This is a genomic window from Legionella qingyii, from assembly GCF_003184185.1.
Genome location: NZ_QHJG01000013.1, coordinates 104,749 through 120,297 on the forward strand (window position 1 = coordinate 104,749; position 15,549 = coordinate 120,297).

Here is a 15,549-nt window from a genome sequence, read left to right on the forward strand (position 1 = left end):
TGCCGAGAGCGCTCACTTCTAATTTAAAAAATAAAGTTGGGTTAAAAGTCCGTACGAGACAAAAGGCCAATATCGGTTTTCATCTTCATATGGGTTCTATGAGAGGTTTTACGATCCAAAAATCCCCCGAACTAAAAAAGCGAGTCCTATGAAAAATTCCTACTTATTATCGGTTCAAAAAACGCTTATAAATTTTTCGTAGGACTCGTTTTTTTCGTTGTTTGATTTTAATTGTAAAACCTCATAGGACTATTAAATATGACCTGGCATTTTTTTAACTCGCTAAATTAGGATAAATAAGTTTACAAAAAAACAATCTTACCTTTTATTCATTTTTTGTAGTTTATCGGATACTTAAAAACATGTGAACCTGAACGACAATAACTTTGACTTCGTGTTCGACAGAAACTTAATTGGGTCGCTTAACTATCGGCCAAACTTTTTCGGACACTTGATAACGAGAGGACATTGCCCGCCTAGCATCAATGACCATACCCTTTTAGGCCAGTATATCGCTTATTTTAGCGCCGTTGAGATAGTTCATGTCCTTCGGGAAGCAAAAAATACGTGGGCCCGCTTCGTTCAGTGCCCCTAGACCCTTACTAATGGGCGGTTCTATAGCATTAACGGTAAAGAGTGAGTCCATTATGTAATCTCAATCAGTGTAATGAAGGAAACGATTTTTCTGACCTTCAAGGAAACTAATGGGATTGACCTTTAAGACTCAGCTGAAATCGTTTTCGTCGGCTACAATTGAACCTACAATCATAGTTCGTTCTTCGGACGGGAGAACCGGAACGGGGTTGTTGGTCATGATGGCATCGGAATCAATACCCGCTACGTGATCGTTAACGTGAAAACGTTCGCGCTCCAAAATTACTCCTTCTGAAACGAAATAGTGTAGGACCTCCGAGAAATCCGTTTGCTGAAAACGACGCATAACTGCTTGAGACAGTGGTTCCTCGTGTCGATGGCGAATAAGTACTTTTACGTTGTCAGTCACTTCGCGATTAACTTCATTGACTATTTTTTAACCCATACTGAACGCAGTAATTATTGTTTCCCGTAGAACAACCCCAGATATGTCTACCACTGTAAGCTGCGTGAGATTGTGCGGTTATACTATAATTATGCTGCGGTTATTTTCTTCAGTACTGAGCGCTACGGGCATGCTAAGGGTACCCTTACGAACGCCGACTTCGAAACTGATAATACGTTTTTGTGTCATAGTGAAGTAATTAGCAGCAACTCCTTCTATTTGCCGGATATCGACAAGAAGTAGAAGTACTAAATAATTTTCGCCCACAAAAGATTTACTTATTTAATTAACTCGCTCGGTTCTTGTAATTTACGGAGTAGACACTGAATCTACCGCAAGAATGACTACCAGAGAATATATAGCTATTGGTGAAATTACTTGACTTTTGTAAGGTATAAGTACTGCCTCACCCAAATTTTAATGAATACTGACGTCCTTAACTCCAGCGGCAATAATGACCAAGCGCATTACGTCATCATCTAGTATCTTACGTTGTTAATCCATAATAAGTAATGATATTTCTAGTTAATCTATTCGTTCTCTGAATGTTCGTTGAATTTTCATTTGATTTAGAGGTCCTACTTGTGAAACGAATATAACCACTACTACACGGCCTACGAGGTTAATACGCCGTTCAACCAGAATCACAACGGCAACGGTTACGACATGTAGTTTAATTTCTTTAACGGTACACCGTCTGTTGTGACAGACCTCCGGCACCTCGCCATGCACTCAATACACTGGAATAAGAATTACGTGTCTTATTCTACCTAAGTCGATATCGTCCAATAGATTTTATTACTTACGCTGTTTTGTTAAGCATACCGACAAAAAATGAAACTAATAGGACCGCACAAGTCCTACCATAATGTCGGTGAGACGTTATTCTTAAGCGAACCTATCACTTTGGGACCGATTAAGTCATCTGTAATGATAAAGATTGCAATGTCATGCAGTCATATTAGTTGTTCCCTGTGAACGGTTACACGAATGGAGAGGTAAGTACGTCGTATAAGTTTTTCCATTACAGATAAATAATGTTTTAGGTGTATAATAACATTCGGTTCTTCTTGTCGGAGGGACCCTATAGTCGAGTGAGTTCCGGTTTAGTAAACTTCCACCATTTGTTTAGTGCAAATGACCGTTACAACAACACGCAGTTTTTTTTCCTTGCGTTCTTTCATGAAATTTTTGTCTTCTTCATTAGATGAAGGGATTTCTTTTCTCCCGTTCAAGACTAAACGAGCATTGTATGCTTGTTGGTCCATTGCAACAAGTCAGATGGCCTTACTTACGAATGGAGCTACTTTTTTCTCATCTCAATAACGTGGTTCGTTCTCCTTCAATACAAGGTCGCTTACCAATTGATGTCAAACGAAGAAAAAAAGAACAAGTGAAGAAGACGTAAACGGGATCGTCTTCTATTTCTTTTTCATTACGTACATTACCGTCTGAGTCGACTAAATTCGGTTGTTCTCGTATTTCCTTAGATATAACCGTTACAACTTAACCACGTTCCTTGTTGTTTAGATGTTCGGAGATTTCGCCACTGATATCCTTTACTTTTTTTAGTTGATCAACAACGGTATCGGTTACCTTGATTTCTTTTTGTCCGCGTGATAACCTGTTATTGCCTAGGATTTTTTGGAGGGCATGTACGAATACGTCTATAGTAAGCTATAATAGGTAATGCGGTAAATTAACTCAATTATCCCTTACGAGCTCATCTTGTTCCTTTTTTGAGAAAAAGACGACGTTTTTATTCAATACTATGACTCTTTGTTGTACAAGACAGAGTGCCATTACTGTCGGTTTCTTAACAATAATAAATAGTGGGTCTTTTCTTTGGTAGTACTCATATGACCTTCGCGCTTTAGATTTTTTTAGTAAATTTAGCGCTTGGCACCAATTGCCGTAGTCATAGGTATATTTTTTACCGCTCACGCAACCAAACAATCCGGGATTACCTCGCCCATTTTGTTGCACAAAAATATACTATCAACCAAACGTTAGGACGCTACTTCCAGTTTAAGAAGATAGATTGGTTCTATATTGTGATTCACGGTACGTAGTTTCTCGCGCAGACCCTTAATCGATGGAAGGGGTTCTCCGAAGACAGAAAGCATTTGACTGACAACGTCTTTTGTAGTACCGATAAAACCTCGAATCTGGACTAAATTTGCTCGTCCGAGCTCTTCTTTTCGATCTAGAAGACGAAGTTCTCAAAGTATAATGTGTAGACGTATTTTCAGAACCATACAGGAATAGACCTCCTCTTTCTGCTGCACAACTTTAACGCTCTCGGAATCGATAACTCGGAAGGAAGTAAGAAGAACTACTTGGAAAACGACCTCAGCTGGGATAAAGCCAATAACTATAGTTTTTTTAGTAAGTTGTAAATACATTATTTCCATAACCGCAAAATTAGTGCCTAGTATTACAGTCTCTTTGGGACCTATAAACACTCGCTCGAATATAGCAGTCGGTTCCTTTTTATAACACACTTCCTTGGGGACTCTAATATGACCGGTTGGTTGTTCAATCCCGGCAAATAAATCCGCTCCTAAAGTGGAATATTTATTCATGGGACTCATGTCGCGTCGCCTCGGGTCCTTACATATAAGCCATTTGGGTCCCAATGCAAAACGTGGGTTCGCTGCAGTGGTTGGTTATAAAACTAAATTGTACGACGAGTAATAACTATTAATACTAAGTAAGTGGATGTTGGATCACGTTATAAAGGTTACGGAGTTAGTTCTTCATAATCAAATATGGGTACTAGTTTAGTCATATTCGGTCTATTTTTTTGATCCAGGAGTTATGAACCAGTAGAGTGGTCCGGGTTTTCGAGGTTTACTACGTCCATAAAGGTACCTTCGTTATGTATGAAAAATAAGATGATAAGGATAAAATCCATAAACAGAACCTGTAGTTTCGTAACGAGTTCAAAAACCGCCAGCTTATTATGGGCGGAGTCTTTATTACGTACCTTCTTGTAGTTGATATCTTGTATTAGTTGTTTCTTAAAAATTTTCGTAGGGCTTAGTAAAGTTTCGTTGAGCAATAGTAAGAAACTACCAACTTTTTGTTTCGGAAGGTCTCACGAAGCGTTAACTGCGTACCTGTTTACTATGTTAATACCGTTATAGTGTAGCAGTTATAGGACAAAAACCAGATGTTAAGGTGGGTCTCCGTTATAATTCGGTTATACCTGACGTTAATAATCTCTTAAAGAATTTTATACTTTGGGTTACAAGACAAACTCGTGAATTAGCGCTTTTTTTTAAATTTTGGACTTGTTTACGTTCGGCACTAAGTGCGCACATACAGTCCGGTTATATTACTATATGTTTAGCGCTGAAAAAATCGTGAGTACGCGTACTTTCCACTTTGATGACTTCTCAATTAACGACGTCGTCTTCAATACGTCTTTAATCGGGTAGGTTAGCTAAATCCTAGGTTGAATTAACTATAGCAACCCTGTCCGCCTCTACCGTTTTTATGTAAATTGCAAAGATGTCGTACATCAAAACACCATCGTCGTCGTCCTAAGGTTCAACGTTTTGTGCCATTAGCGAGACAAAGATCAGCATCACCTTCACGACTAAATAATCTTGTTCGTCCAAAATATAATTCGGAAAGGCTAGTCGTATATGTCTGGACATAGCTTGTTACACCGGACCGTAAAAATAAACGCGGAGTGATGGTGGGACGGTACGTTGTACGTGCACGTCGTGCTGTTGTTGATCCGTAATCTTGGAACAAGTTGAATGAACCGGGAAATTAGTTAGGACGAGCTCATTTTTTCGTTCATCAACCACATAAAAGTTTTCTAACCGTTTTTGGAAATCGAAGACAAGAACGAGTGAACCCTTCACTTGCTCGAAATCATCATACAAGAGTTCTACCTAATCTACTTTAGTCATAACGGCGTGGATGTCTACAATAACTCATAGCTCTTCCTAGGAAGCTAGTAACCTATTAATTAGGTCTTCTGATACCCTAGTTTGTAGTGAGAAATCTTCTTCAATAACAACTAAGGGGGTGAGTTTCAAATCTTTACTAAGTCCGCCACAAGAGGCCTCTTGTTCCTCGGCGAGCACTATACCAGAATAATTTAAGACGGCGTCGTTAAATGACGCGAGTACTTTCATAAAGCAAATAAGCACGTAACCTCGTTCGATTTTAGCAATATCTGTCACCTTTTCGGTCGGTTACAAAATGAGTTGAATCAGTTGATTGAGTTTGAAATTTATTTCTTAGCGTAGTACTTATCACACAATGTCGCATATCGGGTTGCATTTGTCCTTCTCCAGCGAGAACGGTTCTTTTTATTCGGTAATTCGCATAACCGTCTTGTCGGGGAGTACCTCGCTGCACTAAAGTAACGACGAGACTTGTCACTTGTTTTAGGCCGTTAATAACGCCTTTAATTCGCACGTAGCGGTTCGTTTCCTAATTAGTCTCTCCTAAAATTACATCTTCTTTAACGTTGTTAGATACGTGTTGTACCACGTGCAACGGAAAGACACGAATGACTGTAACTAAAAAAAGTTCCAGTAGGACTAATAAACCGAGACCGTTTTTGCGTAACGTTGGATGGACATAATGCTTTCCTAAAATAAGAACTAGGTATAGTTTAAATACTTTCGGACCGTAATCCACGTCTGACATAGAATGAATAACAACGTAATGAACTACTACAAGTCAATTGCCTAAAGATAGTTAATCGCGTGCTTGACCTTAACCGTCATGAACATCTTTCGGTATCAGTGCTCCTTGACCTCGCGCGAAATGCGAATGGATGGGGGAATTATCCATAATTATTAGCATCAGAAGTATGAAAATTCTGTCTGTAGGTTGAGTCATAGGTTAATTTTGTTATATAAGGAGTTCTATTTTAATGATAGTGACTTTCACCATAATTGTGTGCATGTCTATATTTAAACTACGTTAGAGTACCGTAATTATGGAAAGAATAACCTCTTTCAAATTACTCCCGGTTTCTATATCCCTTTCGAGACCTCGTCGAATATTTATCTTTAATTAGAACCCTATTCATAGGGGGACATGGGACCCACGATGCTTCGTTTTGGGCCCTTTAGACCTACGAATCCCAATACCGAATATGGAATTAGGCTTAATATTTCGTAGGTGGTAAAAACAATTGCGGACAATTTGTTGATGAGGGTTAAACCGAGTCTACCAACACTACCAAGTCCGAGTCCTATAGGTCCGAGTAGGCCGAGTATTCCGAGACCAAGTTAACCTATAAGAAGTCCTAGGAGTCCTATGAGTATTCCGAGACCATAAAGTAACAGCAAAAAGTTCTATTGTGGGAATACAAACATACTAAATATTTTTAATATCGTTTTCCTTTTTTTTACTTTCATCGACATTAGTGGCCACGACGTTTACCTTAACCGAATCGTAATTCGGTTCAGTTAAATGTTGTTCCGTTATGACATCAATACCATCTATTTCTACTGTAATTTGAGTTTGTTCTTTGGCTTGCTAATAACAGGGAGAAGGGCCTCTTTTAAAACCGTTAACGGACACTACATTGGGTTCGACTACTGCAGCATGTTAACCGTGTTGTCCAACTCTTATTCAATCCTGCCTAACTAACCTAGATGTTATTACGTCCTTAATATCCGAGTAATCGCGGATAGACCCTAAACGGAAGTCTTGTATAGGTTGCGCATTACCTACACTTGAATATACCTTACTAAGTATACTAGGTCCGAAAATAAGGCAAAAATAAAGTTGTTCGAAAAGTAAGTGTATAATAGTTATATCGCTCGAATATACGTAATACATGTCCAAGCGTTTGGTGAAGAATAAGGTACAGTTTTGTACGACATGAACGTAACAGACTTAGTAATATAAAACTAAACCACGCATACTTTTTTGGTCATCTACAGAGTCAACAAAAAGGAAGGAAATGTCTGTGTAGGGACAACAGTGTATGTCGGTCACGTTTAAGAAGAAAAGTACTTCGTAATTTCAGTGAAAATAGTGTAAGTGCGGGGCGATATCTATAACGTCTTGTATAACAAGTACTTCATCTGGTCTTCTTTAAAATATAAAAAGGCCTATTTCTTCATTTTCCTATAACACTTCTTGCTTGATTACGGTACTAAGAGGTCCTTTTGGGTGTACATTGGTTATAACTCTTTAATTACCCACGTGATTAATTTGCCGTCCTTAGGTCCTTAATTAGCGAGTGAGGGTTATGTAGAGTGTTTGTGTCATTATTTGGTTGAACTACCTATCTAAGGGCGGGAGCGCCCTTACTGTGATGTATGTTTGTTGAACGTATAATTACTCAGTTATTTACCATTCTTCACTGCTATGTAGTCCGAGTCCAAACTGCACTCAACAAGACCCGACTGCATAGGATTACTTATAACCTCTATTGTATAGAACCACTTGCAAGTTACCATAGTTGGACCTATACGCTTTAGAACCCATAAGCCCGTGTCTCAAGGGCCCAACCCCGAAACGGAAGTGGGTCCGATGTTAAAACGTTAATTCGAAGGTCGTATAGGTTATTAAGCGCCGCTTTGAATACTATTAGGTGAAGATGTCGTACAGAATATACCCTAAATTTAGCTATTACTCCAAATAAGTAAAGAACTTCACAAAAAAGTACGTTAAATAGTCCAGCGAAGTTTCAAGGGTATTATTACGCACGGCGCTAAAAACTGACTATTAGTCGATCTCCGGTTTATGTAGGAACTCCGACTGTGTTTGGTTATTTTATCTCTAATAGTTTCAGGCCTACGTAGTAAAATGCTATGTCACCTTAGAATCAACTTAATGATTTCAGTCGTTAAAGAAATAGCTCCTTTCCTTTTGAATAAAATATTGGACACCGCTTTTAGTGACATAGTTTGAGAAGTCTTAATGGTAAACATTTTACTTGAGCTAAAGGAAGCTTTACTCATTAAGGACCCGCTCCCTTTTGAAGAGGTACTGCTTATTTTATCTCGTTGAGACATAATTAACAACCTACCTAAAGATCTCCTGGCGTTAGACCAAAGTAATTAAATATAAATCGTATAGCGGGGACGTTCTATGCGCGTTTTTTTGAATTTCAGAAGACAGAATCGGTCCTTCCGTAGGTAGAGTAAAAACGATGTCGTAGTAGACAACCAAACGGTTTATGTTTAAATCCCTTTTACACTATCGGAGATGCGTATGACTATGTGTAAAAGCTTCTTTGCGCACGATGAAGATGTCGTTATAGTGTTCGTCTTAATGGCGGTGGTTGCTGGTTTTGTGCAACTAGAAATTTTTGTCTCCGAAAGAATATAACTACACTCACTTCGTCGACAGGTCTTTTAAGTGGACCTATAAGACCGTAATTGCCTAGGGTTACTACCGGTAATCGCTGGTTATCTATTAGTTTTTTGAGAAGTACTCATGGAACTAGTAAAAGTTTTTACTGAAAGGTAACTGGGTCTAGGCATACAAGATGAAAGTTTTGTAAGCACAATTTTGCTTACATAAATCAATTTAGTTTTACCAAACGCATCGAAAATTTTATTAGATTTTGGTTTCATACACTACCTATTAGTCCTATTACGCGGCCGTATCCTTTTAGAAGCTTAAGGCTGGTTGCGAAACTTGATTACTATACTCAGCAAAGTATTTGTGACCTTACTAGTAAGGAGAGCAGTATATGGGTCAATGGCGGCTAAACTAACAAAAAAAGTTTATGTCACTATAGCCAATGTGGGAGAAGAACGTTTAAAAATTAACGTCGTTCTGGCGAGCCTGGACGAGGTTACTACGTCTGTGCTCCTGTTGAGAGAAATGGGAAAACGAACTAAACGTAATGAGTTGTGGAAAAAATGAAGAAGGTAATAGTAACGAACATGTTGCCCTAGAAATAGTTATCATTTTACTAAGTGAAGCTACGGAAAATTGCATCAGTGCAATTACAACAGTTATGCACAAACGAGACCTAAGTGACGAGATTCGAAATTTGGTGATTTGTATCCATGTATAGGTCCGAACTTTTTTAAGTAGCGTACAAAGTGTAATCCTCCGTGTTATCAAACTCTATGTCGTAGGTGTCACTAGTTGTTTAGGTGTCCTTATGGGTAAAATAGGTCTAATGCTCGTTGGAATTAAACAAGTAATCGGGGATTTCTTACAGGGTGATTTTATTATCCGGATACGTAAACTACAAAAACTATCATTCACCGATAACTCGCTCATTGTAATGGACGCAACATGGTGTATAGTGACCCACGACCCTGTAACGTGAGAAGTCATTGTCATAGCGAATCACAAGAGTAGGGCCACGATTTTTCGGGTTCAGGTGGGTCGTACCATACATGGAGTGGTACTATTCCAACCCTAAATGAGTGAAAGTGGCAGAAACATCAACAAAAGCGAAAAAAGACTCAAACACAAAATTCTTAGTGCCTAACTCGCGAGAAGCCATAACCAGAGAAGAGTCTCCGGGATGGAGGACTATTCAGCTGTGTTGGTTGGTATGAGTACCAATGTTCGTTTTTGTTTTTACTCGACTTTTTAGAATTAAAAGATAAAACCTTACTCAAGTAAAATAAAAATAAGAATTAAAAATTTCGTTCCTAGTATCGAATAAGAATCTTCCAAACGGTTCTATCCAACTTTACTTCAATTTAAGAAAGTAATGATATACCTTCATTAATTAAAACCATGAGACGTTCGGTACGTACAAATTTTAAAATAGAACAAAGAGTAATAATACCTCGTGCGTGTTTAACTAGCACCTTTTTTCTTTATGTTAAGAATGACAGTCGGTTGAATTAGCTGTTCAATTTTCGATAGAACTTTTACTTAATCCATGTCAAGTACAACTTCCTCTTGAGAGATTAAACTCATTTGGTCAGAGGCCTGTAAAAATGAAATGTAATTTTCTATTATTACGGGTTTAAGCAACACAAATGAAATTTTTGGCGGTACGGTGACCAGAACGTTTGTTTAACAAACTGCCAGTTGTATATCAGCGATCACCTTCCAATTCGGACATACTTCGTGCCCCGCTAATAGTTAATTAGCACCTCGTTTAATGGCTTCGGCCGAACCCTCGGGAGATAGTTGCAAAACTTCTTAATTTTTTGTTTGAAAGAAGGCTTCCAAATAAACTAAGTTAATTTTTTTCTGGGTAAGGTAGTTACGGAGCGCGGTAACCTCAATAGTGAAGTTGATGGCCTCGACGCTAAGCGCTATATAATAGGTGAGACCGGGCTGCTAAAGGCAATCGACTACAGAAGTAGATAGGTTCACTTCAAGTTCCGCGGCCACGACGTGAAGTCAACTAATTACGTAATTTTGTACGGTTATGTCTTTTTGCTACACTACACGAAGACGAACGTGCTCCACCACCTTCGTAACTTCTGAATACCCGCAAATTACTACTTGTTAACCGTGCTTGATAACGTTTGTCGAGTTAAGGATAACATAGGCCGCACCCGGTACTTTGTCTAAAATGTTAACGGCTGAAACATCGACTAATATCTCGCCTTTGTGGATGTCGGCGACGTTGTCGTCACTGCGGTCTGACATTACTCAACAAATTTAATAATTTAGTAAGCTAGAGAGCGAACAGACTTCGTTACGTGGCTAAAAACGTTTTTATAGTCCAATTTAATGTCGTGAATTAGCTGTTTTATAGCAGTGGTGTTTTTCGCTAACGGTCAATAACCGTTTGCTGGCTAATAAACCTCGCTGTTAACTAACGACCGTATATGAGCTAGTAGTTTGTCTTTTGTGTAGTCGAGGTAGACACGTGGTTAGTAAACTTACGGGTTTTAGGGTTTTGTGTTTAGTTTGTTTGTCTTTACGAAAATGTTTTTTAGCGTCGTGTTAATTAGGTCGATTACGTTTTATTCTAGTTGGTTGAGGTTATAGTTAATTCTTGTGTTAATAGATGGAACGTACGGCAATCGGGGAACCGATGTGACCTATCTCCTATACGATAACGTTGCTTTTTTTTATTTCATCACAAAAGGTCGGTTGTTCATTTATAACCGCTATGTTAGCTATATGCGAACCGTGTTCCATTAAATTGAACGCTTTATTGGGTTTATGTACTCATTTTTCACGAACTTCTTAATTTATTATCAGACTCAACCTAATATTCGGTTTGTTTTTTATTATAAGGTTAAGACCTTTAATAAAATAACTAAGGGACCGAAAAGAAGAAACAGTCAGTCCAGATATTTTTTTAGAATTAGGACCCGTAATAAGGTTCCGTAGAAGCACCGAATGGACCGTAATATAAACGAGGCGAAAACGTGAGTTTAAAGTTGGTATATAAAAAATTGAGCTAAGGGAACCATCAAAATTCATTAAAGTATAATTAATTACCCGAATTGATGAAAGAACAGCAATGGCAATACTAATGAGAAAATTCGCCTTAACGCTAAACCACAAAGCGATTTGGACCAAACGTACATCCACGATCGCCTGAATAGTGACCAATGACCCCAAAAAATCAATCATTATAGATAGTTTTGCCGTGTAATTGATGGTATTAAGACCCACAGTAATCAGAGATAATGAAACGGCCATAAAAGAAACCATAAAAAGGGTCTCTATTTCCCCATAGGACCCTTCGTGTAAATAAACCGGAAAATCGACCGAATCGATGTTCAATAGATAAACATGAAATAGGATTAAACAATGTTCGTTAAGTTCACGTTGGATTACCAAATATTTTATAGCCCCAACAAATGTAAAACGAGCGAACATGGAGTTACGGGCTAAAAGCTTAAAGCTTAACGTCTTTTAGTCCTGACGAACCCGTTCTATCATCTTTAAATTTGTCTGGGATACGATAAGATTTTTCTTTTTATTAAGCTCTTTAGTTCTACGCCAGTGAATTTTGAGAAAAGACATAACCATATAATTCAAAAGAATAAAGTGGTCGTATGCGGGTTAGAGTCATATAAAGGCCAACAACATCAGTTTACCCGCCGCACTCGATAACACTAAGTAGTCGTCCAGCAGAACAAACATTTTTACCAAAAATGAGATGAACAATAACGTGTGGTGTACGGCATTACCTAGATGTTAATAAAGCACCAACGACGAATACCTTTCCGCCGCAACAAAGATGGATGTCGCATTGACCTAAGCAACATACATTACTACCTAGTTAAAGTCTTCTCACGAGAAATGCAGGTCCTCTCTTTTAACGTCGAACCATCCAAAGGCTATATATGAAGCGTCGAATAAAAGTACGACGCATCATAGCGAGCGGTCCTTGCGTATACGAACTGGCTTATGTTAGGTGGGAGTGGGATGATTTTGCCGTTTTTGGGAATTATGAAACGGATTGATTAATGCAGTGATACCTAAAATACCGCTTATCGGAAAACCGAAACCCACGACGCGGTGAATACAGACTTAGAGTTCTACTTTAACTTCTCAACCAGAGATATTCAGTCCGTCATATAGAATTATATCCGTGAAACTTACTACCTAAATACCTGTCTCGAGCTAAACGTCGTTTGTATCGTTTGAGCTATCCTTTTGGTGATTAAGAACTAGGTCAACCGCGTCCTCGTTCATTTGAAGCTTGTAGACGTCGGTACCTCAATAAAAGAATACGAGTTCAGTAGTCTCCGTTACGGTCACTTTAGTAAAGTAATCGCCCACGAGTGCCTTCATGATTTCCTCAACTTTCGAGTCTAGGACATTGATTTCGTTAGTTGTCGCGCGTATCCGACCGTTTTAGTGTTTTTTGTCAACATTAATCACCAGGACTCCTAAAATAATGATTACCTCATCTGCTCTTATATGACGGTAAACCGAGATTCGAGTACGGTGACTAGTGACCTTACCCGACATGTTACTGACGACAAGAATCACGGAAACAACGCACGGTGAGGTTAGTAAAAGTTCGACGTCAACTTCGTTGACGGATAAAACCGAATACGCCCGTTAACCGAGTGCTCGCTCAGTTTCCCGGACGGTGTAAGTTTCTTTGTAAATAATTATTAGATAAACTAGGACTGACCTAAAGTTACAGTTTTCGCTAATGCTCTTAAATCAATACGCTATATTTCGGAATAGATATCGTCCTAAACTACCGAGTCCACCTCGTCCTTAAGTTCGACTGAATTTTTGTAAAAGACGAAATCCAACGATACCTTACTGACATGAATGCCGTGATGGACATGTCTTATGTACACCACATTCTGTGACAATGTGATAAGGTAACGTTCGATATCTTCTAGTTGATTTACGATATAAACTACTGTAATTTGGTCTGTCATATTTTTATCCATACGAGAAGTCATTACTTTAGTAACTTAATCAAAGGAGTAAAGAATTTTCTTTTCGGTATCTATAAGGACAACAGTAACTGGGACATTGTCAACGATTTTCACCTCTGGGTAATAATAACGGGCTCCGACAACTAAGTAACTATTGTGTTGAATACGGGGAACGATGACACTAATGGGGATTAGACGGTCTTCGTAGATGAAAATGTCCTTGTTGACGTAGTAGACTTTTTCTTTACGACATACAACCTGTTTTCGACGAACTTGAACCGGGATTTATGCAAAATGAGTTTCCGCCTGTAGAAAACGTGAGTCTTCTTAGTTTACTAAACAATTATCCTAGTTTGCCTCTATGAGTAACCAAACGTTCGGGTTCTTAATTAAGATTTTTATGGGTGCCTTGACCTACATGGGAAAGACGTCGTTATTGTCGGACGGATCGAGTTTTTTAACTGAACCAAAGCCGTACGTCATAACGTTTTTTTATAAATAAATTACGGTATGTCCGTCGTTTTCTTTTAACGCAACCAGTTCCTTTACCTGGTCAGGTAGTAAAAATGGTAGATACCGGTCATGTTAATAATCTATAAATTTTGTATAGGCAAGATAGACTCGACTACGAATAAGTGATGAGTACGAAAAACCCGATGACTGAGAACTACAACAAGTTAATCGAGGGGTTTTGTGTTCCGTGACTTTTCTTAATTATTCATTGGATAACAACTTATTGTTTTATATCATAGCCTCTTTCTATTGTGTGTTTTTCTTTGGTTATTGGGGTTTTCTTTACCAAAGTAAAGAAATTCGAACTTCCGTCATTGTTTATTGCACGGATATTTTTTTTCTTTTTCTTGTTAGGGATAATTTGGGTCAAGACGTTCGCAATTGGTTATAACTGGTACTCCAAGTAATTCAAAGAAGGGGGTCCGTCCATATCCAACGAGAACTCGTTTCGACATAACTTTTGGAGGACACGGATGAGGATAGTCCCCTACAAAAAGTTTATTTCTAACTCGTATAACTACTTTGACTTAAGATTTGGGGTTTCTTCATAGACGAACTAACGCAACGTTCTCGAATTATAGTAGGTAGTAATATGCTTGAGGTAAAACGTAGTGTCCTGAGTCCCATATCCGATTTGAGTAACGAGGATATTTATGATGTTAAGGCTAGTTTCGAAAAAATTCTCCGTCAAAATCGTGTTAGTTATTTCTGTAATTTTGTGGCATCTATTACATCGGACAAGAGGGTCCTAATTCTTTTTTACAGACTATACAAGGGTTTTGTTGGTATTAATTTATCTATTAAGCATTGGGAAATAAATATAAGCCCGCATTATCATTTTAACGACGTTTTATTTGTGGGTTCCGATGGTATTTGGGTCATTATTACACTAACATTTTATGTAGTCGTCCTAGATACCTTACTTTGTAATTATTGACAAGCAGGAAGTCGTGACTTTCTTGCGTTCAGTTATCGTACCAATCATATATCGATAAATTTTGGGTCTAAGAACAAAACCCAAATTATTTCGGATGTCGTTCGTGACCGTCTTTTTAATTGAACCTTATAAATAGCTATTGTAACATAACGTTACTCTTGCCACGAAGGCTGGTTTTCGTTGGCTATTACTGTTTTTCTTTATTCGGTTACCGTCGAGCTCGGGTATTACATAATTTTCTTATTATGTTCATAACAGACATTATTCCTCGTTCGTGGTCTCGGTGATTCGATTAGTGGTGATTTTAACTGAATTGTGATTGTGAATATCCCTATTTTTTGCGATCGTTTTGTTCGTCGTAACCATAATCATTTAATAAATAAGGAAGATTGTTCGAGTCAGAGTTTAATTAAGGAGACACGAAAACCCGTTAACTAGCTATAACGACAGAACTATGTTAACAAATTGTGGCGCTATTTTTCATGGAACACGTAATTTGTGACGTTTATTTTTTGGATAAGACGGTAGGTTTTTTGGTGCAACGTTCTATATTGTAGACTTTTTGTAGGTACTTCATGAACGGTAACAAAATTATTTTGACCTAGAAGAGAATAAGTTCTACATACAGAAACGTGACATTCTACTTATAAATAAGTAGAATATATTTTGTACTGAGTGTAGAAATTTACTCACTACGTATTATTGTAAAAACTAAAAGGGTTAAGCACACGGGAGACCTTCATGATAAAAAAGTACGTGTTACAGTAATGACTTTA

Annotated in this window: 2 protein-coding genes; one reads left to right on the plus strand and one right to left on the minus strand. The window is 38.1% G+C overall.

The window, feature by feature from the left end; translation table 11 throughout:
• Positions 1 to 2,291: 2,291 nt before the first annotated feature.
• The gene (locus tag DGG96_RS20825) at positions 2,292 to 2,447 is read left to right on the plus strand and encodes a hypothetical protein (RefSeq protein WP_165831598.1); all 156 of its coding nucleotides are present in this window, start codon (positions 2,292 to 2,294) and stop codon (positions 2,445 to 2,447) included.
• An 814-nt stretch (positions 2,448 to 3,261) separates the two neighbouring features.
• Here DGG96_RS20825 and DGG96_RS09425 read toward each other — a convergent pair.
• The gene (locus DGG96_RS09425; RefSeq protein ID WP_133249331.1) at positions 3,262 to 3,624 is read right to left on the minus strand and encodes a hypothetical protein; all 363 of its coding nucleotides are present in this window, start codon (positions 3,622 to 3,624) and stop codon (positions 3,262 to 3,264) included.
• Positions 3,625 to 15,549 lie beyond the last annotated feature (11,925 nt).